This is a genomic window from Enterococcus sp. VV15 (assembly GCF_005236045.1).
GTDB lineage: Bacteria > Bacillota > Bacilli > Lactobacillales > Enterococcaceae > Enterococcus_B > Enterococcus_B durans.
The window spans coordinates 1-23,069 of the sequence record NZ_QPTY01000008.1 but is presented as its reverse complement, the minus strand read 5'-3'; the positions used below and the strand labels follow the sequence as shown (position 1 = coordinate 23,069).

At 37.3% G+C, this 23,069-nt stretch carries 17 protein-coding genes, 3 pseudogenes and 1 other annotated feature; of the genes and pseudogenes, 16 read left to right on the top strand and 4 right to left on the bottom strand.

The annotated features are described in order from the left end of the window. Window positions 1–93 precede the first annotated feature (93 nt). Both DVW83_RS15825 and DVW83_RS04680 read left to right on the top strand, forming a co-directional pair. On the top strand, window positions 94–225 hold the full coding sequence (locus DVW83_RS15825; protein WP_261796690.1) for a hypothetical protein: 132 nt from the start codon (window positions 94–96) through the stop codon (window positions 223–225). Between the two features lie 65 nt (window positions 226–290). Continuing rightward, window positions 291–896: a metallophosphoesterase gene (locus tag DVW83_RS04680; protein ID WP_104661339.1), complete on the top strand. Its 606-nt coding sequence runs from the start codon at window positions 291–293 to the stop codon at window positions 894–896. 115 nt (window positions 897–1,011) lie between these two features. On the opposite strand, the gene DVW83_RS15420 is transcribed toward DVW83_RS04680, so the two are convergent. Both DVW83_RS15420 and DVW83_RS15415 read right to left on the bottom strand, forming a co-directional pair. Continuing rightward, the gene (locus tag DVW83_RS15420; RefSeq protein ID WP_224784405.1) at window positions 1,012–1,974 is read right to left on the bottom strand and encodes a hypothetical protein; all 963 of its coding nucleotides are present in this window, start codon (window positions 1,972–1,974) and stop codon (window positions 1,012–1,014) included. A 38-nt stretch (window positions 1,975–2,012) separates the two neighbouring features. Next, on the bottom strand, window positions 2,013–2,930 hold the full coding sequence (locus DVW83_RS15415; RefSeq protein WP_224784406.1) for a hypothetical protein: 918 nt from the start codon (window positions 2,928–2,930) through the stop codon (window positions 2,013–2,015). Between the two features lie 1,195 nt (window positions 2,931–4,125). Between DVW83_RS15415 and DVW83_RS04660 the strand changes: the two are divergent. Together DVW83_RS04660 and mnmA are read left to right on the top strand one after the other, a co-directional pair. Beyond that, window positions 4,126–4,767 (top strand): annotated as a pseudogene (locus tag DVW83_RS04660) (hypothetical protein). 285 nt (window positions 4,768–5,052) lie between these two features. Next, window positions 5,053–6,174 (top strand): tRNA 2-thiouridine(34) synthase MnmA, encoded by a 1,122-nt coding sequence (mnmA, locus tag DVW83_RS04655; RefSeq protein ID WP_104661337.1) that lies wholly within the window; start codon window positions 5,053–5,055, stop codon window positions 6,172–6,174. A 439-nt stretch (window positions 6,175–6,613) separates the two neighbouring features. Here the strand turns inward: mnmA and DVW83_RS04650 are convergent, their stop codons facing one another. After that, the gene (locus DVW83_RS04650) at window positions 6,614–7,897 is read right to left on the bottom strand and encodes a multidrug efflux MFS transporter (protein ID WP_104661336.1); all 1,284 of its coding nucleotides are present in this window, start codon (window positions 7,895–7,897) and stop codon (window positions 6,614–6,616) included. 149 nt (window positions 7,898–8,046) lie between these two features. Between DVW83_RS04650 and DVW83_RS04645 the strand changes: the two genes are divergently transcribed. From DVW83_RS04645 to DVW83_RS04635, 3 genes are all read left to right on the top strand, one after another. Then, entirely contained in the window at window positions 8,047–8,613 is a 567-nt protein-coding gene (locus DVW83_RS04645; RefSeq protein WP_005880196.1) for a TetR/AcrR family transcriptional regulator, read from the top strand. A 124-nt stretch (window positions 8,614–8,737) separates the two neighbouring features. Continuing rightward, window positions 8,738–9,115, top strand: a complete 378-nt coding sequence (locus DVW83_RS04640) for a DUF1033 family protein (protein WP_005880198.1) — start codon at window positions 8,738–8,740, stop codon at window positions 9,113–9,115. Further along, window positions 9,048–11,120 carry a DNA topoisomerase III gene (locus DVW83_RS04635; RefSeq protein ID WP_104661335.1) on the top strand — a complete coding sequence of 691 codons (2,073 nt, stop codon included), beginning with the start codon at window positions 9,048–9,050 and terminating at the stop codon, window positions 11,118–11,120. The genes DVW83_RS04640 and DVW83_RS04635 overlap by 68 nt, the downstream gene beginning before the upstream one ends. Window positions 11,121–11,480: 360 nt before the next feature. Here the strand turns inward: DVW83_RS04635 and DVW83_RS04630 are convergent, their stop codons facing one another. After that, window positions 11,481–11,966: a prolyl-tRNA synthetase associated domain-containing protein gene (locus tag DVW83_RS04630; RefSeq protein WP_104661334.1), complete on the bottom strand. Its 486-nt coding sequence runs from the start codon at window positions 11,964–11,966 to the stop codon at window positions 11,481–11,483. An 89-nt stretch (window positions 11,967–12,055) separates the two neighbouring features. Then, window positions 12,056–12,286, top strand: a binding site (T-box leader). Between the two features lie 200 nt (window positions 12,287–12,486). On the opposite strand from DVW83_RS04630, the gene DVW83_RS04620 reads away from it, so the two are divergent. The 9 genes and pseudogenes from DVW83_RS04620 (at window position 12,487) to aac(6') (ending at window position 22,786) form a co-directional block, all read left to right on the top strand. Further along, window positions 12,487–13,128, top strand: coding sequence for an amino acid ABC transporter permease (locus DVW83_RS04620; RefSeq protein ID WP_104661333.1), 642 nt, complete (start codon window positions 12,487–12,489; stop codon window positions 13,126–13,128). 11 nt (window positions 13,129–13,139) lie between these two features. Beyond that, the gene (locus DVW83_RS04615; RefSeq protein ID WP_081134115.1) at window positions 13,140–13,775 is read left to right on the top strand and encodes an amino acid ABC transporter ATP-binding protein; all 636 of its coding nucleotides are present in this window, start codon (window positions 13,140–13,142) and stop codon (window positions 13,773–13,775) included. Between the two features lie 17 nt (window positions 13,776–13,792). Further along, window positions 13,793–14,611 (top strand): amino acid ABC transporter substrate-binding protein, encoded by an 819-nt coding sequence (locus DVW83_RS04610; RefSeq protein ID WP_104661332.1) that lies wholly within the window; start codon window positions 13,793–13,795, stop codon window positions 14,609–14,611. Window positions 14,612–15,029: 418 nt separating this feature from the next. Further along, window positions 15,030–16,466 carry a glycoside hydrolase family 1 protein gene (locus tag DVW83_RS04605; protein ID WP_104661855.1) on the top strand — a complete coding sequence of 479 codons (1,437 nt, stop codon included), beginning with the start codon at window positions 15,030–15,032 and terminating at the stop codon, window positions 16,464–16,466. 170 nt (window positions 16,467–16,636) lie between these two features. Next, a pseudogene (locus tag DVW83_RS16100) lies at window positions 16,637–17,363 on the top strand (cell division protein FtsK); the annotation flags it as partial. A gap of 203 nt (window positions 17,364–17,566) precedes the next feature. Continuing rightward, window positions 17,567–19,078 (top strand): annotated as a pseudogene (locus DVW83_RS16095) (DNA translocase FtsK); the annotation flags it as partial. A 379-nt stretch (window positions 19,079–19,457) separates the two neighbouring features. Further along, on the top strand, window positions 19,458–20,480 hold the full coding sequence (locus DVW83_RS04595) for an LLM class flavin-dependent oxidoreductase (RefSeq protein ID WP_104661853.1): 1,023 nt from the start codon (window positions 19,458–19,460) through the stop codon (window positions 20,478–20,480). A gap of 172 nt (window positions 20,481–20,652) precedes the next feature. Then, a complete protein-coding gene (gene rlmN, locus DVW83_RS04590) occupies window positions 20,653–21,726 on the top strand; it encodes a 23S rRNA (adenine(2503)-C(2))-methyltransferase RlmN (protein ID WP_081134119.1) in 1,074 nt (357 codons plus the stop codon). Window positions 21,727–22,234: 508 nt separating this feature from the next. Continuing rightward, complete coding sequence (gene aac(6') / locus DVW83_RS04585) at window positions 22,235–22,786, top strand: aminoglycoside N-acetyltransferase AAC(6')-Ii (RefSeq protein ID WP_104661852.1); 552 nt, start codon at window positions 22,235–22,237, stop codon at window positions 22,784–22,786. Window positions 22,787–23,069: the final 283 nt, after the last annotated feature.

Below are 23,069 nucleotides of genomic sequence, written 5' to 3'. Positions count from 1 at the left end.
CATGCGCAGAACCTTTTACCTTTTTTTAAGATCCCTTGTTCAATTAGTTTATTGTTTGCTGGACCTTTAGCGGATCGTTTAGGAGTAGAATAATTGTTCCTGTTTGCTAGAGTCGGTATGTTACTTTGTGGCATTGCATTATATGCGATCCCTTCTGATAGGACACATGATCAAGTGCTGCAAAAGAAGAGAAAGTTAGAAACGAAAGAATCAGTTGATGAGTGATATACTTGAATAATTTGAGACTTTTATTTACGCTATAGGAAAGAATGAAAGAAGGAGGATGCGAGATGAATTTTTTTACCAGTGATATCCACTTTTTTCATGCGGCACTATTAGGAAAAAATGATTTTGCGCCTAGGTTATTTGCTACAGTGGAGGAAATGAACCAGCAATTGATCGCCAGTTGGAATGCGGTAGTCAAAGAAACAGATCACGTTTACCATCTTGGTGATTTAGCGATGCATCCGCAATATGAAAAAGGTAGCCTAGAAATACTTGAATTAGTTCAGCAGTTCAATGGAACGATTCACTTTATCAAAGGAAACCACGATAGCCGAAACTTTTTTCGCTATTTGGAAAAACATGATCCTGGAAATAAAGATGGAACGAAAAAATTTTATTTCTATGACGTGGGAGCAATTGTCAAATTCAATCATCATCAATATTATTTAACACATTATCCCATGCTGCTGGGTCCAAATGATACCATCAGAAACCTTCATGGGCATATCCATCATTATAGTGTTCCTATTGGCAATGATGTCAATGTGGGGGTAGATGCGCCTGAGAGAGAACTGTTGAAAGTAAAAAGACCATTCGGGACACCTTTATCTGAAAAAGAAATTGAAGAAATCTACGAAGAAAAGCAAAAAGAACTAGCCAATTTACAATAAACGTCAAAAAGCAGTATTCAAATCAAGCCATTTTAGGTAAGATTGGAGACTGCTTTTTCGTCGATCCCTACGATTATGTATTCAAATTTTTACCGTTATTTCTGCATTTTACACATTATAAAATGCAGTAAACATATTGGCCGCTTTCGTTGAACCCTTTATCGATGATGGCGGTCCCTTTATTTAGTCTGTCGATATCTTTATCAATATCTTTTGAATAAACGATCAACGTTCGTTCTTTTGTGTACTGATTCAACCAATCGATCCCATAATCAACGGGCTGATTGATCATGAGGTTGTAGTAATACTTTCCATATTTCTCTTTTCCTTCTTCTGTCATCGTATAATCATGATTTAGACCATAGCCGTTACGAGCCGCTGCTGCAGTAGAAAAAGAACCATGGAATCGAATATACGTTGCATAACGATACGTTCCATTTTCTAAGCAAATCAACGCATAAAAATTATTGTAAAAATAATACCAGCCACCAGTCAGTTTGTTGTGGGAAATATCAGCAAGCATTGGATTTGGGTTATTCAATTGATAATGCTCGTAGACGGTGAGATTATCTGTGTAATCAAATCGTTGTTGGGTAAAATCGGGTGGGATGTGAACGACTTGATTGATTAGAACATTATTGATAGGGTGCGCTTTTTTTACGATTTCCGTATAACTTGGATTGTAGCGTAAATGATTGAGATCCGTTGTGATGTTTTTAGAATAGACGATTTCAAAAGAACAGTGGGTGTAGGTATTGATCCAGTTCATTACATAGTTAGGGATATCTTCGTTTGCGATCATCTTTGGGATAACTGGAATCGTTGAATCTGCATATTTTTTTTGAGCTTCATCAGTTAACAAGAACTTTGTAAAAATATCTAGTTGCGCCAAGAGTGTCCCAAAGGAATTACGTCCCAAGGTTAGCTCCGTACTGACATAAGGTTTCTGGGTGTTTCTGTCAATGGCGATAAAGCGATAGTCGTTTCTTAGGTGATAGACATTGGACATTTCGCTAAAAGTAAAATCAGCTAGATCGGTACCAGGTTCTTCGACTGGTGAGCTAATAATATTTTGCAAGTAATAATTATAATCTGCGAAGGAAGGATTGGTCTTTTTTACTGCCTCTGATGCTTCTCGCTAGGGCTAACTATATCAAGTTCGAGTATATTTTTGGCTTCTAAATCAATTCCTTGAAAAGAACTATCGTTTTCATCAGTTGTCTCATCAATTCTGCCATCTGGAGTCGCATTCATGTAAGCTGCCCATACAAGCATAGAACAATACCTGTCGCTTCTGGATGAGCTGCGATCTCTGTGGTTGCTAGGTTTCACTATAACGTAAGGTTTCCCAAGTTGACTACCCATAAATTGGATAGCCGATTTTTTTTGTAAAGCAGTCGCTTCAGAAACTCTCAAAATAGTAGCTTCAGTATAATCAAAGCGAGTATCATCTAACACTCCATAGACGACGCCACCTGGTCTAACATCCTTTTTTGTCGCTTCAATCGTTCGAATATAGCGAAAGGTTTCTTCTTTGCCATTAATCAGATGCGTTTCTTCGTAAATTCCTTCTACGATCATGACATGATGGAGGTAGAATCCATGTTTTCCAGCTCGATTTTTTTCAAAAATGATATCCCCAGGCTGAACGGTATTCAATAAATCATACGTACCGTAATTAGGCCTTTCTTCAAAGACCAGTTTCTCTAAAGAATTGCCGATATTGTAAGACCATAAAGGCGGATTTTTTGCTAATCGTTCTGCTTCTTTTGGTGAATATTGCTCATTGACGGAGTGCAGATACTCGTTTAATTGGTCTTCGTCTGACAAGGAGTCTTTTAAGGCAGCTTGCTGATAGTAATTATCGGTAAATTCATCAAGGGTCTGATCAAAGAAAGCGTATTCATTTTTGGAAAAGTCATAGTATTCGGTTAGTTGTTCATCGGTCGTTGTTTCTCCATGGGCATCAGTGACAGGGACAGCGAACAAAAGTGTCCAAAAAGCAGTAACAATAAAAAAGAATTTGAATTTCAAAGGTATCCCTCCTAAGTTTCATGATAGAATAATAACATATAAAAAATAAATAAGCGGACTCAAATAAAATTTTATGTGTTTTTTAATTAAGGCGAAAGGAGCGACATAACAGTGGAGATAAAATAAATTTAAATCCGAAGGTAAACGTATTTATTTCGAACATATGATAAAAATGCTGATTTTAATGACTATGATTGTTGATTCTTAGCAGAGTAATTAATAAAAGAAAGGGTTGAATAAGCTTTGCATATATAATTATCTTGTTAATTTTTTTGTTATTAAATTATAAGGATATTTTTATTTAAGATAACGTTTTAAAGTTTGCGAAATTTGCTGATCCTTGATGTAATGATCGAATTGTTTGCTTCTCGAAAAGGCGCTAAAAGAGTCGTTTTTTATTCAGATAAATGCTTGTATGACTCTTTCGCAGATGACCGCAATCCTATGTTTATCAATTGAAAGGAGATAAATGAAAATGAAGGCGTATTTAGTTGGCTTATGGCTATCCATGTCAGTGTCTCTTTGGTGTGTGATAGAGGTGTATCTTGATTATCCAGGTCCTGTGAGTTTTGTTTTTATGTTTATCATAATCGTTCCAGGCTTAATTGGACTTTACTTTTCAACAAAAATAAAGACTGTAAAGTGGAGATGGTTACTACTAGTAATGAATTACCTCTTTGCAACAATGTCGAATATTGTTCATTTTTTCGTAGTAGCATTTGAACTATTTTTAAAATGAATAAGAAAAGAAAACTGAAAAAGGAGTTGTTTTTATGTTTTCACTAAAAAGTAAGACGTATACTAAGCTTTCTTTGACTTTATCAACAATCACGCTTCTATTTACGAGCTTCTATTTTATTCCGTTTATGAAGGAGAGCCCACTTTTTCTTGCGCTGACTATGGCAGGATACTGGATGAGTGGCAGTGCTAATTTAATGATTTCCACAAAAATTGAGCCTCAGTGGTTAAAAAGAAGCATTATCTTCCTTAATTTGTTCTGTGTGTTAGGGAGCAATTGGTTTTTATATTTATCGAATTGAAATGAAGTTGGGCAAAATGAAATGGATGACCAAAAATGAACGCATAGTTAGTTGGCTTATGACTATCCATGTTAGGGGCTCTCTGGTGTGTGATAGAGACGTATACAAAATAATAAATAGCTAAATGGATGAATTTTTTTAAAGGAGTGATGTTAATGTTTCCAATAAACAGTAAAACATGCACGAATTTTTCAAAGTATTTCTTAATCGGCAGTGTTTTCTTACTGGCATTGATAGTGATGCTAGTTATTCGGTTTAGGAATATTCATGGATCCTTCTAGTTGCTTCATCTTCTAGAGGTAAGTGTAGGAGCTGGCTATTATCTTTCCTGTTTACTCAGTGGTATCAGTTTTATTTTTGCTACAGGCACCCATTCAAAATTTTTAAAAAGGCTAACTGCAGTTGTCCATTTTAGTAGTATTTATGTGTTGTCTATATATATCATCGGCTTATTATTGTGGGAAAGCCCTGCTGTGTTACTTGCAATAGTTGCCTATTTGCTACTATCAATCTGGGTACTGAAAGTATATGAGCAGAAATGGGTAGTAATCACTTGTTTAGGGATACCAATGGTTCTTTCAACTGGCTTGTTTATCGTGCTTAATTACAAAATAATCATTTATGGAGGTCGATGGGGGTGGGATACTCTTGGATACATGGTTATTCTTAACATTTCAGGTTTAATTGGTTTGACTCTTTCGACAACACTCAATAATGGAAAAGCTAAATGGATACTTCTGGGGATCAATTATGCATTTGCGGCCTATTTTCATATTGTTATTTGGATTCTTGGGTGATAACTACAAGTTGACAATGGTAAGTGATTAAAAAAGACAAATGTTCTTAATTAAAAATACTATTGAAAAAAATAGTTGCTACTGGTGAATCGTAGATACTTACATAAAAAAGTTGTCCGTTCAAATCATGAGTTGTTCATTTTTTAATATGATGGGGTCTGTTCAAGGTGTGAGAAATAAAGGATGAAATTTTCAAAAATATGACGTATAATGTAAAATACTGAAAAGTTGCGACCTTCAACTCGTAGATGTTTCAGAAAATCTAATTGAAATGATGGTGATATCATGACAGACAACAGCAAAACACGCGTTGTCGTTGGGATGAGTGGCGGAGTTGACTCATCTGTAACAGCACTTTTGTTAAAGGAACAAGGCTATGACGTAGTCGGGATCTTCATGAAAAACTGGGATGATACTGACGAAAATGGCGTATGTACTGCGACCGAAGACTATAAAGATGTTGCGAAAGTAGCAGCACAAATCGGCATTCCTTATTATTCTGTTAATTTTGAAAAAGAATATTGGGATCGTGTCTTTGAATACTTCTTAGCGGAATATCGAGCTGGCCGAACACCGAATCCTGATGTAATGTGTAACAAAGAAATCAAATTTAAAGCTTTCTTAGATTATGCCATGGATCTAGGTGCTGAATATGTAGCAACAGGTCATTATGCGCAAGTAACACGTGATGAAAATGGTATTGTGCATATGCTTCGCGGTGTAGATAATAATAAGGATCAAACCTATTTTCTTAGTCAATTATCACAAGAACAATTATCAAAAACACTCTTTCCTCTAGGTGGAATGGAAAAAACTGAAGTACGTGCTATTGCAGAACGTGCAGGGTTAGCGACTGCGAAGAAGAAAGACTCTACTGGTATTTGTTTTATTGGTGAAAAGAATTTCAAACAATTTTTAAGTAACTATTTACCCGCCAAAAAAGGGAATATGGTGACACTAGACGGTGAAGTCAAAGGTCAACATGCAGGATTGATGTACTATACGATTGGTCAACGTCAAGGACTAGGAATTGGTGGCGGCGGAGCTTCACAAGAACCTTGGTTTGTCGTTGGAAAAGATCTAGCAACGAATACGCTATATGTAGGACAAGGGTTCCATCATCCAGCTTTGTATGCTACAAGTCTTGATGCAAGTGAAATCCACTTCACTACAAATGAAGACATGCCTAAAGAATTCAAATGTACCGCAAAATTCCGTTACCGTCAACAAGACGTACCGGTAACTGTACGTTTGTTAGAAGGAAACCGTGCAGAAGTAGTATTTGACGAACCTGTACGAGCAATCACTCCAGGACAAGCTGTCGTTTTTTATGATGGAATGGAATGTCTAGGTGGCGGTTTGATCGACCATGCATATCAAGAAACAAAAGTTTTACAATATGTTTAATCACAGCAGTAATTAAACCTTGAATAGCAAGAGAAGGCTGTCTCCTTTTAGTAGACTGTAGGCAAAGAAATTATTTGTCTACAGTCTTTTACTGTAATTGGAAGTAACGGTTGCCTATATTTGGTAACGCTTGTGATTTATCCGAACAAGTATAATTAAGAAAATGTAGAAAAAATGTTAGTAGTAGCATTTTGAGAATAAAATAAAAAAGCAGTTAGAACATTCTACGATGTCTCAACTGCTTTTTGTGTCAATAGGTGATGTGGGGTATAGGGGAACTTCTCATCAAGTCAGAGCGCTCTTTTCACGACCTCTATCCACGGTGTTCAAAAGCTTGCATCTTCAACAATAAGCCCAACCAGATGAAAAACATGAAAAGCTGTTTTTCTCTGTTTGTTCTTATTGCTTGATGCAGACCAGCCTTTTCACGACCTCTTGTTTATTTTGTGCTATGTTGATGCGAGACTGTCGATTGTGTGGTGTCTTCTTGCAATTGTGCGTCATTCTGGATTTCCTGTGTATTATGACGTACTAGTAAGAAGTTTAATAAAACAAGTACAGAGGTTGAAATAAATACACCACGATAACCAAACACACTAGACACACTTGAACCGATCATTGGGCCTACGACATTCCCAGTTGCTTGGAAAGATTGATTGTAGCTAAAGATTCTGCCTGCTGCATTGTGAGGAGAATATTTCGTGATCAACGCCTGAACAGCTGGTAGAAGACACGCATCAGAAATACCGATCAAGAAGCGAAGTCCAGCAAGTTGCCAAACATTAGTAACAAAGGCCATTGGAATATAAACGAGAATGGCGAATCCTAATCCGATAGCTAAAATCCGTTCGCTACCGATCTTATCACCCAAACGTCCAAAACGAGGGGCAGCAATCAATGTCGCAATCCCGGGAATCGAAGCGATAATACCGCTGATCAATGTCACGTTTCCATGACCATTCAGTAACTGTCGGATATACAGGCTGATAATTGGGCTGATCGAATTATTTGATGCTTGTATGATCATTGTAGTCACAAACATGCCGATCACCACATGAGGATATTTTAAATCTTTGAAAATTTGTTTGGCAGAAGACATGTCTTCTTTTTTGATTGGTACGAATTTTTCATGAACAAAGAAGAGACTTAATAAGAAAACGAAGAATAAAATGATCCCAGTAATGAAGAAAGTTGGACGATAACCAAACGCAGAAGCAGAGATTCCACCAAGTAGAGGACCAAGTAAAGTTCCAGTAACAGAACCAGTAGCCAAAGTACCTAATACTTGTCCGCTTTTTTCTTTGGGAGTGCCTGTTGCTACGAGTGCAGTTGCATTACTGATATAACCTGAAAATATTCCTTGTAATAAACGTAGAGCGACTAATTGATAGACACTTGTGACACAGCCCATTAAAGAAATCACGATTGCCATCCCTAATGAGGCACGTAAAAGCATCAATTTTCGGCCTTTTTGGTCCGCTAATTTTCCCCACCAAGGTGAGATGAGTGTCGTAACTAAAAAAGTAGAAGAAAATGTTATACCGCTCCAAAAATTTAACTGCGATGTAGTATAAGATCCCAAAGTATCTATGTAAAGTGACATGAAAGGCATGACTAGACTAAAACCAATACCTGCCATAAATGTACCAAACCATAAGACAAACAAGTTTTGCTCCCATGGCTCTCTTTTTCTAAACAATTTTTCCTTTATCTGTGTGGCCAATGCAATATCCTTCTTTCTGAAAAATTCCATTTACAGTTAGTTATTATAAACTACAATATGTAGTTTATCAATGAAACTCTCTTTTTTATCTTGGTTTTTCATGGTAAACTTATTTTGTTGAGGATTTAACTTATGAGAGGACCGTAGAAATGAAAAAAAGAAATCTATCTCAAGAGAAAATCATCGCCTGCTTCCGTGAGTTAGCAGAAGAGATGGATGTTCCACAAATCACGTTTCAACATTTAGCTAAACGTCTGGATGTCAAATCGCCTTCATTGTATAACCACTTTAAAAATATGCGTGAAGTAAAGACGGCTTTGACAGCGAGATTACTGCAAGAACTCAATGATGAATTACGTCGTGCATTAGTAGGGAAAAGTGGAGCAGAGGCTTTACGCATCTATGCGCAGATCTATCAATCTTTTGCGTTTGCGAATCAAGCTGTTTACGAATTACTGATCAGTATTCCGCATACAAATGAGGAAATACTATTGGACGGGATACATGAAACAAACCAGATCATTCTTCAAATTTTTGACTCATTCCCGTTAACAAAAGAAGAAAAAACACATCGTAGTAGAGAATTGAGAAGTATGATTCATGGGTATCTTTCTCTACGATTTTTGGGCTATTTCACTAAGGAACCAAAAGTCTCTCCTGAAGACAGTTATTCTTGGATGATCAATGATTTTATTGCAACTTTACCAAGTAAATGAAACAATCGTTATTTTATATTTAGTCCCTTCATAAAATGTCCCTTTTATAAGAGAAAATTCTTGCAACTTTCTTGAAAAGTGACTAAGATGAGTCTAAGAAAAAGCGAAGAAAAGGAGTACGAATATGTATCAAGTAGTTATCATGTTCGGTGACAATGAGCCTTGGTGGTTTTTTGAAAACTGGGAAGACGATATTGAAATCGAAGAGTCATTTGATTCTTTTGAAGAAGCACAAGCAGAGTATGAAAAAAAATGGCTTACAATCAAAAATCAATATGAGTATATCAATGCAAAAAGCAACTTTCTAAGTGCCTTCTGGAATGATGGCGAGGAACGATGGTGTGAAGAGTGTGATGATGATCTACAACAATATAAAGGATTGGCTTTATTGAAAAATCATCAACCAATCACCTTAGAAAGCAGAAAGGAATTTTATGAAACAACTAATTCTAGCGGAAAAACCAAGCGTTGCGAAAGACCTAAGCAAGGTGCTTGGTGCTAATCAAAAATACAAAAACTATTACGAAGGACCTAAGGTGATCGTTACTTGGGCCCTTGGTCATTTACTGGGGTTAAAAATGCCAGAAGACCTGAATAAAGAATGGCAAAGTTGGCAGATGGAAACATTACCAATGATTCCTAAAAAGTTAGGCATCAAACCATTACCAAAAACAGGTCATCAATTGAAAGCAATCAAACAATTAGCTCAACGAAAAGATGTTTCAGAAGTGGTAATCGCGACTGATGCAGGACGAGAAGGAGAATTAGTTGCTCGTTGGATCTTGGAGTATGTACATTTTAACAAACCAGTGAAAAGACTTTGGATTTCTTCACAGACAGACAAAGCAATCAAGACTGGATTCAAGCAACTAAAACCAGCTAAAGCTTATGATACACTATATGATTCAGCATTAGCTAGAGCAAAAGCAGACTGGTTGGTTGGTTTGAATGTTGCTCGTGCATTGACTGTGAAATATCAAGATAATTTATCAGCTGGTCGTGTACAGACACCTACATTAGCGTTGGTAAGAGACCAAGAAAGAAAAATCGAAACGTTTAAACCACAAACATATTTTTCGATTTTGTTGAATGTAGAAAAAGAACAAGCAAAAATGGCTCAGAAAAATCAATTTGCGTTGAAGTCACAGGAAGAAGCGCAAGCACTGGTTCAACGTTTAAGCCAACAAAAAGGAATCGTTTCATCTATTGAAGAGAAAACGAAGACTGAGAGCGCACCTTTACCCTATGATCTAACAGAGATCCAAAGAGAAGCAAATCAGCGTTATGGCTATTCTGCTAAGAAAACGTTGGGGTTAGTCCAAAGTTTGTATGAAACACATAAAATCGTAACGTATCCTCGGACAGATAGCAAATATCTGACGAATGATATGAAAATTACAATGAGTGAACGGTTGCAAGCGGTCAGCGATTTTGCTCCAGAGGTCAAACAATATCTAAAAAACGGGGCTGTAGTCCGTCAAACCAAAGTCTTTCAGGATAATAAAGTAACTGACCATCATGCGTTGTTGCCTACTGAAAAACGTCCTCGTTATGAAAAACTAAGTAATGAAGAACAAAAAATCTATCAAATGATCGTGACCCGCTTTTTAGGGTTATTTGCAGAACCACATAAAGTGAGCCAGACAAAAATTACTGTCGTTTTTGACAAAGATGAATTTATTTTCCGTCAAACCAAAGTATTACAAGCAGGGTGGAAAACAGTAAGCCAAGAGGAAGCAAGTAAGTTTGATTGGCAACAAGGACTACGTATCCAACCGAATTTTACGATCAAAAAAGAACTGTCCGCACCGCCAAAACCGCTGACTGAAGCGAGTCTTTTAGGTCAAATGGAAAAATATAGTTTGGGTACACCAGCAACAAGGGCAGAGATTATCGAAAAGCTGATCAAATCTGAATTGATGGAACGTACTCCACAAGGCTTACAAGTTTCTCCTAAAGGAAAACAATTATTAGAGTTGGTGAATCCTTCACTCGTTTCTCCAGAATTGACTGAAAGTTGGGAGAAAGACCTAGAGGCGATTGCTGCTGGTAAAAAACAGGCAGAACACTTCTTAAAAGAAATCGAAAAAGAAACAAAACGTTTAGTTCAGGAAATTAAAACAAGTAAGCAAACGTATCAAGATTTCTCAATCACACAAAAGAAGTGTCCAGAGTGTGGGGCCAATCTCCGCGAAAAAAATACGCGCGATGGAAAAATCTATGTTTGTACCAATCAAGACTGTGATTATCGTCGTCGAAAAGATCCCAAAGTGTCCAATCATCGTTGTCCACAATGTCATCGTAAAATGGAAATTATTGAAGGTAAAAATGGTGCCTATTTCCGTTGCAAATATGATGGTACAACGGAGAAAATGCTAGGGAAAAAAGAACAGAAGAAAAAAATGACCAAACATGAAGAACGTCGATTGATAAAAAAATATTCTCAAGCAGATGAACCAGAGGAAAGTCCACTGGCAGCTGCACTAAAAGCAGCCATGGAAAAATAGAGAATAAGAAATCAGAACAGAAGTGTTCAACTCCAAGAAGTAAGAAGAAATTCATGAAATTGTTTTTCAATTTTTTGAATTTCAGCTTATTTACTCGGAGTTGAACGGTCTTATCACGACCTTATCCGCGGTGTTCAAAGAGCTGACCTTCAACAATAAGTCAAAAAATCTCAAAATATGGAAAGCTATTTCGAGATTTTCCTTCTTATTTGCTCAGGTCAAAGCGCTCTTTTCACGACCTTATCTGCGGTGTTCAAGAAGCAACTCCTCAACAATAAGCCTTAGATTTCCAAAATATGGGAAGCTATTTTAGAAATCTAAGGCTTATTTTCTCGGAGCTGAACGCTTCTTTCACAACCTTTATAACCTTTCATAAATCGGCTCATGGTCTAAATGGGTTAATATCGTTAGGAAATCGGTGAATTTTAGGATCAATGTGGTTGTATTTATATTTGGGTGGAAGCCGACAGTGCTTTTTTGATCGATATCAGAGTCGATGATTACTTTAATCAGATGATTCTTATCATGCATCAATGCGAGAGGTGTAACTGTGCCTGGTGCAACACCTAATAAGTCTTTGAGCTGTTCTTCTGAGACAAAAGATAGACGTTTTTCTTCTAGTTGATCTGCAAGTTGTTTTAGATTTGCTTGTTTTTCGTCGGGTAAGATAACTAGATAGATTTGTTTTCCTTTTTTGGCTTTTAATAATAAGTTCTTTACTTGTGGTCCTGGAAGAGTAAATGGGATATTTTTAACAGAAGTTATTGCTGGATGCTCCACTTTCTGATAAGAAATGCCTAAGTGATCAAGCAACTCGTAGGCTTCTTGTTCAGTTGCAAGTGCCATATTATAAGACGCCTCCTTTTTTTATTAGTTTATCATAAAAAAGAGTTGACAAACTAAAAATAATCATGTAAATTACACGTAAGTTAAAACAAACGACATCGAAAAGAAAAGTAGCGATTAAATGTTTTAAGAGAGTCTCTGGTAGGTGAGAAGAGATAGCAGTTAATAGTGAAACACATCTTGGAGTCGATTTTCTGAAATAGAGTAGGAAAATCCGGGAAGCCCGTTATAGCTGCGGTCGTTGTTAGATGACCAGATAAGGTTAGTATCCGTGAGGTGCTGACAAAAAAAGGTGGAACCACGTAATTTACGTCCTTTGATCGTTTGATCAAAGGACTTTTTTTTATTTTCGTGGCTATCCAAGCAAAAAAATTATCTTATTTGGATCGATCTGAATTCTGGAAACGACTGTTAGAGGTTTCTTTTGTGAAGAAGAAACAAACAGAGGTGGGAACACGTGTTATACGTCCTCTTGACGAGAGTCAAGAGGATTTTTATTATTTAAAGGAGGAAGAAAGAAATGAATTATTTGATTGAAGTAATGCCGCAATTGTTAGTGGGAGCTCTCACAACCTTGAAATTATTTGTTTTTACCTTGATTGGTTCATTACCATTAGGAATCATCTTAGCGTTAGGATTATCTCTGCATTTTAAACCGATTCGCTATATTTTACAGACTTATGTTTGGATCATGCGAGGCACACCTTTGCTACTTCAATTGATTTTTGTATTCTATGGGTTACCAACAATAGGAATCGTCTTTGATCGTTTTGAAGCTGCATTGATCGCATTTATTTTAAATTATGCCGCTTATTTTGCAGAAATATTCCGTGGTGGTATCCAATCGATTCCTCAAGGACAATATGAAGCAGCACAAGTGTTACAACTAAGCCCATTTCAAACTGTCACAAAAATCATTATTCCACAGGTAACGAAGATCGTTTTACCATCAGTTGGGAATGAAGTAATCAATTTAGTCAAAGATTCTTCACTGATCTACATTTTGGGATTAGGGGATGTGATGCGTGCCGGCAAGATTGCGATGGAACGAGATGCTACATTGTTGCCGCTACTAGGGGTTGCAATCATCTACTTAGTATTAACTGGAGTCTTAACAATCATCATGAAACAAGTTGAAGGAAAATTGAACTATTATCGCTAGGAGGAAAGCACATGATTGAATTAAAAAAAGTAAGCAAAGCATTTGGAGAAAAGAAAGTAATCAACGGACTAGATTTAACGATTCCAGATGGTCAAACAATGGCAATCGTTGGTCCTTCTGGCGGTGGTAAAACAACCCTTTTAAGAATCTTGGCAGGAATCGAAAAAGCAGATAGCGGGAACTTTTATTTAGATGGAACACCATTTGATCCATTTGAATTAAAAACAAAAGAACAAGTTGTTGGTGTAGTTTTTCAAGATTTCCAACTTTTCCCACACTTAAGTATTTTTGATAATATTACATTAGCACCAAAAATGGTGTTGAAACAGTCAAAAGAAGAGTATACGAAAAAAGCAAAAGAACTGGCCACATCTTTGGGAATCAGCGATCTGTTAGACAATTATCCGTATCAATTATCTGGAGGACAAAAACAACGGGTAGCAATTGCACGAGCACTTGCGATGAACCCACGAGTTCTAGCCTATGATGAACCAACTAGTGCATTAGACCCAGAGTTGCGTCAACAGGTTGAAAAACTGATTCTATCATTGAAAGAAGAAGGCGTGACACAGATCATTGTTACGCATGATCTTGTCTTTGCTGAAAATGTCGGTGATCAATTAGTGAAAGTTGTTCCAAATAAGTAAGAGGGAGGATATGTGTCATGAAAAAATTTAGTTTTGTACTTGCAATCATTGCAGGAATCATCCTTCTTTCAGGTTGTACAAACAAAAAAACAACAGAAGATAATTGGTCCACAATCAAAGAAGAGAAAAAAGTAATCGTTGGATTAGATGATACATTTGTACCTATGGGATTTCGAGATAAAGATGGTAAACTGACAGGATTTGATATTGATCTTGCGACTGCTGTCTTTAAAGAATATGACATCAATGTTGAATTTCAACCAATCGATTGGTCAATGAAGGAATTTGAATTGAACAATGGCACGATCGATCTCATCTGGAATGGTTATTCGAAAACGGATGAGAGAGCCAAAAAAGTTCAATTTACAAAGCCATATATGGAGAACTCCCAAGTATTGATCACTCCTAAGAAATCTGGAATTACGAGTTTTGCACAGATGAAAGATAAAATCATTGGCGCCCAAAACGGTTCTTCCGGTTATGATATCTTCACAAGACAACCTAAAACTTTGAAGGATATCGTAAAAAATAAGGATGCGGTCTTATATGATAGTTTTAACGAAGCTTTGATCGATTTGAAAAGCGGTCGAATTGATGGCTTGTTGATGGATAAAGTTTACGCGGGTTACTATTTAAAACAAAAAAATGAAATAGATGAATTCAATATGACGACTGGTGACTATGAAAGTGAAAACTTTGTAGTAGGTGCCCGTAAAAGTGATGATGAATTAGTGAAGAAAATCAATGATGGAATCGCACAACTAGAAAAAAATGGCGAGTTCCAAAAGATATCAGATAAATGGTTTGGAGAAGATGTGACACCAGGTGCATCATAAAAAAGAGTTGGTATAGTGTACAGAAAGAGATTGTACACTATACCAACTCTTTTATATACTATTCAAATGAAGAACCTATGGATGTTTAAAAGAAAATAGGATCAGCTAGATATTGAGTAGTCAGATATGTAAGATCTAGAATGTGCCTTCATAAAATATGAGTCAAATCAGGGATGATCCATAATGGTCATTTTTTCAGATGAAACACGAACGGATGATTTGATCCTGATGGGATGAACGAAAAAGTAGTATTGCAGATTTATACCTTAAGAGAAAAAATAGTATACAAGCGAAACATACTATTGAAAATCATTATTTGTTGTTTAGTTGTTCTACTGAGATAAGTTCTATTTTGAATTGAAAGGGATTTCGTGTTATTCTTACATGGTAAGGATTGAAGCAAGAAAGGAAGAAGTTTATGGAACACCAAAAGTTAACTGAATTTTCCAATGATTTTTTATGGGGATCAGCCTCAGCAGCTTACCAAGTCGAAGGTGCATGGCAAGAAGGTGGCAAAGGAGAATCTGTTTGGGATCGTTTTGTCCGTATCCCTGGGAAAACATTTAAAGAGACCAATGGCGATCTAGCCGTAGATCATTATCACCGTTTTAAAGAAGATATTGCCTTGATGAAAGAACAAGGATTGAAGGCTTATCGTTTTTCTGTCGCTTGGACAAGGATTTTCCCTAATGGACGTGGCGAAGTCAATCAGGAAGGATTAGCTTTTTATGAAAATCTGATCGATGAATTGATCAAAAATGATATTGAGCCAATGTTGACACTGTATCATTGGGATCTTCCGCAAGCACTTCAAGATGAATATGCTGGGTGGGAATCACGTCAGATCATTGCTGATTTCACAAACTACGCAGAAACGTTATTTCAAGCATTTCGTGGAAAAGTCCATTATTGGATCAGCTTGAATGAGCAAAATATTTTCACTTCATTAGGATATTTATTAGCTGTACATCCTCCTGGAGTCACTGATCCAAAACGGATGTATCAAGTTAATCATATTGCGAATCTAGCAAATGCGTCTGTTATCAATAAATTCCATGAATTGGAGATGCCTGGTAAGATTGGTCCAAGTTTCGCGTATACGCCAAATTATCCAATCAATAGTGATCCTAAGAATATTTTAGCTGCCGAAAATGCAGAAGACTTAATGGCAAATTATTGGATGGATGTCTATATGTGGGGCAAATATCCAATTGCTGCAATGAAATTCTTAGAAGAACAAGGATGGGCACCTAAAATCGAAGAAGGAGATGCTGAATTACTTGAATCAGCAAAACCAGATTTCTTAGGGATCAATTATTATCAAACAGCAACTAATGCCTTTAATCCATTAGATGGTGTGGGTGCAGGGAAGATGAATACGACTGGGAAGAAAGGCTCGTCAGAAGAGACTGGTGTTCCGGGCATGTACAAAAAAGTAGAAAATCCATTTGTTGAACGTACAAATTGGGATTGGGAAATTGATCCTGAAGGGTTAAGGATTGCCTTGAGACGAATTACTAGCCGTTATCGTACACCGATTTTGATTACTGAGAATGGATTAGGAGAATACGATAAATTGACTGAAGACAATAAGGTCCATGATGATTATCGTATTGCTTATCTTTCAAGTCATGTCAAAGCAATCAAAGAAGCAATTTCTGATGGTGCCGAAGTGTTAGGGTATTGCACTTGGTCTTATACAGATTTACTAAGTTGGCTAAATGGCTATCAAAAGCGTTATGGATTTGTCTATGTGGATCAAGATGAAACACAGAAGGGTTCTTTGACACGCTATAAAAAAGACAGCTATTATTGGTATCAACAAGTGATCCAAGAAAATGGGAAAAATATCTGATAAGTACAGCTTGAACTGTTGGCCTTAGGGACAGCAACTTCAAGCTGTTTTTTCATCGTCAAAATGATTATTCTTTCATCGAAATAAAAGAAACAACCAAACTTTGAAACAAAACTTTTGTTCCCTCGCTTTTTTTTGTATAATGGAACTTGATGAAATGAGGGATAAAAATGGCAAAGAAAAAACGTCCTGCTAAGAAAAAGAAAAAGACGAAAAAGCAAAAACAGCAGCAGGAACAACTTCTTGCGATCTGTGTAGGCTTTGCTTTGATATTATTTGCCGTCTTCGGCTTTTTAAAATTGGGATTCTTAGGTATTTTAGTTGCAAACGGCTTTCGAGTCATTTCCGGAAATACGTATCAAATTCTGTGTTTGTTACTAGCCATTATTGGTTTTTTGGTTGTTATCAAAAACACTGACTTTAAAATAGGAAAGAGTCGACGCTGGTTTGGTGGTCTCCTTTTTTACTTAGGGATATTACTTTTTCTTCATGCGCACTTGTTTGGTAAATTACACAGCGGTCAGCCTAATATCATAGGTACGACCTGGGATTTGCTCGTAAGTGACATTAAGCAAAGTCAAGTAGGCAATAATGTTGGTGGTGGGATGATCGGTGCAATTTTGTATCATTTTACGTACTTTTTGATTGCTCAACCAGGAAGCTATTTTGTGGCATTTCTACTATTAGTTGGTGGTGCGATCCTGTTTAGTAATCTTCAAGGGTATCAATTGCTAGATGGTCTGCAAGCAATGGGAGAAAGACTTCAGGAATTATTGGAAGGTGATCCAGTTAAACAGGCACAAAAGCAAGCGGCAAAAGAAGAACGACAAAAAAAACGTGCAGAAGCTAGAGAAGCAAAAAAACAGGCAGCAAAAGAAGCAGCAGAAGCGGAAATCGCAGAAATGGGAAATCGGCGATCAAAGAAACGTCGAGAAGAACCGGCACATTCCTATCAAGAAGAAGTTTCTGAAGATGAACCAGAACAATTGAGTTTTGTGCCGATCGACAGTTTTCAGGGAACGGTTCAATCAACGTCAACGAATTCTGTGAAAACAGAACAGCAACCATCACCTTCCTCATCAATGTCAGGTATAGAGGAAGAAGGCATAGAAGATGACGGAACAGCGTTAGAGTTTGAAATCGAAGCGGAACAGGAAAATCATGATTATGAATTGCCATCTATTGATTTGTTAGACTCCGTAAAAACGACAGACCAAAGTGATGAGTATAAGAAAATCGAAAAAAATATTGGCGTATTAGAACAGACATTCCAAAGTTTTGGAGTGGATGCTAAAGTAGTGAAAGCGAGTTTAGGACCATCCGTGACGAAATTCGAAGTACAGCCAGCCGTAGGAGTCAAAGTAAGCAAAATCGTTAGTTTGACTGATGATATCGCTTTGGCGTTAGCAGCGAAAGATGTTCGGATGGAAGCACCGATTCCTGGGAAATCATTGATAGGAATCGAAGTACCAAATAGCAAAATCAGCATGGTCTCGTTTAGAGAAATCATCGAAGCACAGCCAAATCATCCAGATAAATTATTAGAAGTTCCGTTAGGGCGCGATGTTTCTGGACGGGTACAAACAGCGGATCTTTCTAAAATGCCTCACTTACTTGTGGCAGGTTCAACAGGTAGTGGGAAATCAGTTGCAATCAATGGGATCATCACTAGTATTTTGATGCGGGCAAAACCACACGAGGTCAAATTGATGATGATCGACCCTAAAATGGTTGAATTGAACATGTACAATGGAATACCGCATCTTTTAACACCAGTGGTAACCAATCCAAGAAAAGCAGCTCAAGCACTACAAAAAGTAGTGCAAGAAATGGAAGAGCGCTACGAAAAATTTGCTGCAACAGGGGTTCGAAATATCACCGGGTACAATGAATTTGTACAACAAAAAAATCTTGAAATGGGAACGAAGCATCCAACATTACCATTTATCGTAGTTATCGTGGATGAATTAGCTGACTTGATGATGGTAGCAAGTAATGAAGTTGAAGATGCAATCATTCGTTTAGCACAGATGGCCCGTGCCGCTGGAATCCATATGATCTTGGCAACCCAAAGACCAAGTGTAGATGTTATCACAGGGATCATTAAAGCCAATGTTCCTTCACGAATGGCATTTGCAGTTTCAAGTGGAACCGACTCTCGAACGATCATTGACTCAAATGGTGCAGAAAAACTCCTAGGAAGAGGGGACATGCTCTTCTTACCAATGGGTGAAAATAAGCCGATCCGTGTTCAGGGAGCCTTTATTTCCGATCATGAAGTTGAACGAGTTGTAAGTTTTGTAACGGATCAGCAAGAAGCACATTATGAAGAAAAGATGATGCCAACGGATGAAGTAGAAACAAGTGGTTCGGCAGAACAACCGCAAGATGAACTATTTGAAGAAGCAAAGGCGTTAGTGATCGAAATGCAAACAGCAAGTATTTCATTGTTACAACGTCGGTTTAGGATTGGCTACAATCGTGCTGCTCGATTAGTCGACGAGTTAGAAGCTCACGGAGTTGTAGGACCATCAGAAGGAAGTAAACCACGTAAAGTATTTATTGAACAAACAGAAGATCCGATGGATTCTCTGCCATCTGATCAAGAATGAGAAAAACAACGGGTGACTACCTGAAATATAGTCAATGAGTATAACAAATTGATTTTATCTGAAATAAAGCACTCCTTTCCTAATGATTTTTGGAAAAGGAGTGTATTTTTTATGGAGATCATTTTTGACTGTTGTGAATCATCTAGATAACGTACTGGATATAACTGACAAATGATGGGATAGATTTTCTGTCGTGTAGAAAAAAGTGAGTAGTTTTCCCTTTGAAAATGGTGGAAAAAGGAATAATTTTCTCTATATATGTGTGTATTTTCACAAAATGTGTTTTTCGAGATGTTTTATTCGTTTTTTAAAATAAAAAGTAGTAGAATCACTTCAAGCTAACAAATAGTAAGTGCTAGTTAAAAGGAGGGAATCTGGAATGAAAAAAATTGGTTTTTTAAGTTTTGGTCACTGGATGGATGAAGGATCACTAGTCAAGACGGCGAGTGATGCATATCTGCAATCAATCGAATTGGCGGTTGAAGCAGAAAAAATTGGTATCGATGGTGCTTGGTTTCGTGTACATCATTTTGCCGATCAGATTGGATCACCATTTCCACTGATGGCTGCTATCGGTGCTAAAACTAGCAAAATCGAAGTGGGTACTGGTTTGATCGACATGCGTTATGAAAATCCTTATATGATGGCGGAAAATGCTGGTTTGACGGATATTATCACCCAAAGCAGAGTGCAATTGGGTGTGGGCCGTGGCTCACCAGAACAAGTTTTAGATGGTTGGAAATATTTTGGCTATGATTACAGTGAAGAAGAAATTAAGGAAATCACTCGTCAGCGGACATTGGAATTTTTAAAATTATTAGAGGGCAAGCCTTTCGCCGAACCAAATCCGATGCCGATGTTTCCTCAAGGGCCAGGGAAATTACGCATTGAACCTTACTCAGATGGATTAAGAGAACGGATCTGGTGGGGGTCTGGTTCCACTGAGACGGCAGTTTGGGCAGCCAAACAAGGAATGAACTTACAATCCTCTACACTCGTCAATTTTGAAAGCAAAGAACCATTTCATATCCAGCAAGCCAAACAATTGCGTGCATTTAAGGAAGCTTGGAAAGAAGCAGGACATGATTTTGAACCAAGGACTTTGGTGACTCGGTCTATCCAACCGATCACAACAGATTTAGATCGTCAGTTATTCGGTGAATTAGGTGACGAGGCAACAGATCAAGTAGGATTTTTAGCTTATCATCGCAATCCAACGATTTTCGGCAAAACTTTTGCCGGTGAACCAGATAAAATCGTTAAACAATTGGCAGAAGATGAAGCAATCAAAGAAGCGGATACTGTACTAGTCACAATTCCAAATACACTAGGTGTCGAATACAATCTGCATCTACTAGAATCTATCGTAAAAGACGTAGCGCCTGATTTGGGCTGGCGTTAAAAAATAAGAACACTCCAAAAATCTTAGTAAAGGAGATCTTTGGAGTGTTTTTTATTTAACAAAAAGACGCATATCATCTATTTACATAGTGTTTATTTTGTGAAGAGTTGCATTAGTTTGAAGAATCAGTTATAGTATGTAGCGATACTTTGAAAAAAAGAGGGAAATAATCTTGGAAAAACAATCCATTTATGGTTTAACAATTGAAGAATTGACCGCATGGTTTTTAGAAAATGGCGAGAAAAAATTTCGAGCTGCACAAGTATGGGAATGGTTATATCAAAAGCGTGTAAGAGATTTTTCTGAAATGACGAATCTTTCAAAAGGTTTGATTGCTAAGTTGAGTGACCAGTTTATTATCAATCCATTAAAACAGATGGTCGTACAAGAGGCGTCAGATGGCACAGTCAAATACTTGTTTGAATTGCCTGATAAAAACATGATCGAAACAGTGTTGATGCGACAAGAATATGGTTTGTCTGTCTGTGTAACGACACAGGTCGGCTGCAATATCGGTTGCACATTTTGTGCGAGTGGTTTGTTGAAAAAAAATCGTGATCTAACAGCAGGAGAAATCGTTGCACAAATCATGATGGTGCAACATTATTTTGATGAACGACAAGAAGGCGAGCGAGTATCTCATGTGGTAGTCATGGGGATTGGTGAACCATTTGACAACTACGACAATGTCATGAACTTTCTATATATTATCAATGATGCGAAAGGTTTGGCCATCGGTGCACGTCACATCACTGTGTCAACTAGTGGCTTAGCGAACAAGATCAAAGAATTTGCAAACAATGGATTACAAGTAAACCTAGCCATCTCATTGCACGCGCCAAATAACGAAGTACGCACATCGATCATGCGAATCAACCGTAGCTTCCCAATCGAGAAACTGATGGAAGCTGTAGATGAATATTTGGAAAAAACAAATCGACGGATCACATTCGAATATATCATGCTGAACCAAGTGAATGATCGTCCTGAACATGCACAGCAATTGGCTGATTTATTGAAAGATAAAAAGAAACTAGTCTATGTGAATTTGATACCTTATAATCCTGTCAGTGAGCATGATCAATATTCACGAAGTCCTAAAGCTGATGTATTGAAGTTTTATGATGTACTGAAGAAAAATGGCGTAAACTGTGTCATCCGTAAAGAACATGGAACGGATATTGATGCAGCCTGTGGCCAATTACGCAGTAAGCAAATGAAAAAAGAAAAAGCAACGAGCAAATAAGGCATCAGAAGAGTTTGACTCTGCGAAACGAAAAGGGATTCATGAAATTTTCTTTCAAATTTTTGTGTATTTCAGTCCATTTTCGAAGGAGCTGTTTCTGCTCCCACCATTTATTCGTGTCTAGAGTGTGAGGCAAAAGAAATACTTTTGTTTCACACTCTTTTTCTGCGCTAGTGATCAGGCTAAATCGCTTCTTTCACAACCTTATCTACAGTGTTCAAAGAGCTGACCTTCAATAATAAGCCTAAACAGATGAAAAACACGAGAAGCTGTTTTTCTCTGTTCATTCTTATTGCTTGATGCAGAACAGTCTTTTCACAACCTTATTCACGGTGTTCAAAGACCAACTCCTTGAAATAAGTCTGAATTTTTCAAAACATGGAGAGCTGTTTCGAAAAATCCATTCTTATTGTCAGGGGAGCTGAACGGTCTTTTCACAACCTTTGGTATAAAATTGTTCATTTTTCTTCCATCTACTGCTAAAATAGGCAGAAATGGGGGGATGGGTATGATTATCAGTGAGTTTGATCGTGATAATTTGGTTTTACGTGACCAATTAGCCGATCTTTTGAGATTGACTTGGCCAGATGAATACGGTGAACAGCCGATGAAAGAAGTAGAGCGACTGCTAGAAGATGAAAGGATCGCCGTCTCTGCAATCGAAGGAGATGAGCTGATTGGTTTTGTCGGTGCGATTCCACAATATGGTCAAACTGGTTGGGAACTGCATCCCTTAGTCGTCGAAAGTATGTACCGTAAACAACAAATTGGTACACGCCTAGTGAGTTATCTAGAAAAAGAGATTGCCTCACAAGGAGGAATCGTTGTCTATTTAGGAACTGATGATGTGGAGGGGCAAACAAGCTTGGCGATTGAAGAAGACTTATTTGAAGATACCTTTGGCAAGCTTGAAACGATTCAAAACAGGAAAGATCATCCTTATGAATTCTATGAGAAACTTGGCTATCAGATCGTTGGGATAATTCCGGATGCGAATGGTTGGAACAAGCCAGATATCTGGATGGCCAAACGAATTGCTAGAAAACATGGAAGTGAGTGATTTTTAGCAATAGAGAATATATTGAAATAAGAAATAGTAACTTGGAGAGTAATTTACTTGCTTTCCAAGTTTTTTTTGCAAATTTTGAGAGTACAGTGCTTGAAATAGCATAAAACCATCTGTTAGCAAAATTATTTAATTTTTTTAGATAGTTACTTAAACCCTTTAAAAATAAAGATTTTCAGAAATAAAATGTAAAAAATTCAGATAAAGTCCATATAATTGTGTAAAAGATAAAAGGCCATGTAACAGCCCTTTTACGGTACAATGTTTTTAACCACAA